Source organism: Mesorhizobium sp. M7A.F.Ca.AU.002.02.1.1 (assembly GCF_003998535.1).
Lineage (GTDB): Bacteria > Pseudomonadota > Alphaproteobacteria > Rhizobiales > Rhizobiaceae > Mesorhizobium > Mesorhizobium ciceri.
In genome coordinates this window covers 1-1,730 of sequence record NZ_RZPB01001043.1, presented here as the reverse complement: position 1 = coordinate 1,730, position 1,730 = coordinate 1, and the positions used below count along the sequence as shown (strand labels likewise).

The window sequence follows — 1,730 nt, the reverse complement described above, 5'->3', positions numbered from 1 at the left end:
TTGTGCGCTCGATCGGCGGGGTTTCCATACCGTCGAGATGGATGATGTCATCAGGCATCACGTTGAAGGCCGGTGAAGTCAGAGCGCGACCATTGACCTTGACGCGGCCGGCGGCAATCAGCTCCTCGGCATCGCGGCGCGAGGCGAGGCCGGCGCGGGCCAGCCGCTTGGCGATGCGCTCGCCTGCCTCTTCCGCAGCCTCGGCGGGACGCGGGCGTGGCTTGAAGCTGCCGCCTGACGCGCCTTGCGGCCGATCGTTGAAATCCCGCTTCGGGCGATCGCTGAAGTCACGCTTTGGGCGATCGACGGCGTCACGCGGGGCGCGGTCACTGAAATCGCGCTTGGGACGGTCGAAGCGCTTTTCGCCGCCCGCTGCCGCCGCAGCCGGCCGGTCGCCCCGCGGTGCATAGGGTTTGCGTGGCCCTTCGCGCTTCTCGTAGGGCTTGCGCTCGCCTTCAGCGGCCACCGGGCGGTCGCCGCGCGGCGCATAGGGCTTGCGTGGCCCCTCGCGCTTTTCATACGGTTTGCGCTCGCCTTCTGCGGCCATTGGACGATCGCCGCGCGGTGCGTAGGGCTTGCGCGGTCCTTCGCGCTTTTCATAGGGCTTGTGCTCGCCTTCGGCGGCCATTGGGCGATCGCCGCGCGGTGCATAGGGCTTGCGCGGCCCCTCGCGTTTCTCAAAAGGCTTGCCTTCGGGACGCGGGCCTTTGCTGAAAGGCTTGTCGCCGCCCTTGAAATCGCGCTTCGGCCGCTCGCCATCGGCAGCCATCGGCCGGTCGCCACGCGGTGCGTAAGGTTTCTTGGCGCCAAAGGACGGTTTGCCGCCCTTGCCCGCGGCGCCATCGCGGCTGCGCGGTCCCGCGGCTTTCGGCCCACTCTTGGCCGGCCCCTTCCTGGGTCGGAATTTCTTGTCGTTGTCGTCCATGTGGCCTTTATCCGTTTGCGCTGCTACAGCGTGGCGCATCCTTTCGGGCGCGCAACGAACGCTGTAGCACTTTTGATGTGGCGCATGATCATTTTCGAAAACCGAGTCCCGATTTTCGATGTCATGCGCTCCATAACAGGATCGCCGTCAGGTGGCGAGGAGATAATCGGAGTGGAAATCGCGTGAAGCGGCCCGATTTCATGGCGCTGGCGCTGAAGGAGGCCGAAGCTGCCGCCTTGCGAGGCGAAGTGCCGGTCGGCGCCGTCATCGCCAACGGCGCTGGTGTTGTCGCCAGCGCCGGCAACCGCACACGCGAACTTGCCGACCCGACCGCGCATGCCGAGATGCTGGTCATCCGCGAAGCCTGCCGCAAACTGTCGGCCGAGCGGCTGACCGGGCACGATCTCTATGTGACGCTGGAGCCTTGCGCCATGTGCGCCGGCGCCATTTCCTTCGCCCGGCTGCGCCGGCTTTATTTCGGCGCCGCCGACGACAAGGGCGGCGCTGTGGTCAATGGCGTGCGCTTCTTCGCCTCGCCGACCTGCCACCACGCGCCCGACATCTATCCGGGCATGGGCGAGACCGAAGCAGGCCTGCTGCTTAAAGGATTTTTTCGGGAGCGGCGCGGCTGAAGCGGGCGCTACGCCCGGCGACACAATTCGGTGTTCTTACAGCCAATCGAACCAGCCGCTGCCCTTCTTGCCTTCCGCCTCTTTCTTGAGACGGCGTTCCTTCTTGTACTCGTCCTCGCCAAGCTCGTTCTGCGGCGCGGTGCCGGCCGCGACACGATACTGCACTGGAGGCT

The 1,730-nt window shown here is 66.2% G+C and carries 2 protein-coding genes; one reads left to right on the top strand and one right to left on the bottom strand.

Features of this window, described 5'->3' with window-relative positions; translation table 11 throughout:
* A partial coding sequence (locus EN879_RS34780) for a S4 domain-containing protein (protein WP_281034626.1) occupies positions 1-925 on the bottom strand: 925 nt, incomplete at its 3' end.
* 182 nt (positions 926-1,107) lie between these two features.
* On the opposite strand from EN879_RS34780, the gene EN879_RS34775 reads away from it, so the two are divergent.
* A complete protein-coding gene (locus EN879_RS34775; protein ID WP_013532358.1) occupies positions 1,108-1,557 on the top strand; it encodes a nucleoside deaminase in 450 nt (149 codons plus the stop codon).
* Positions 1,558-1,730 lie beyond the last annotated feature (173 nt).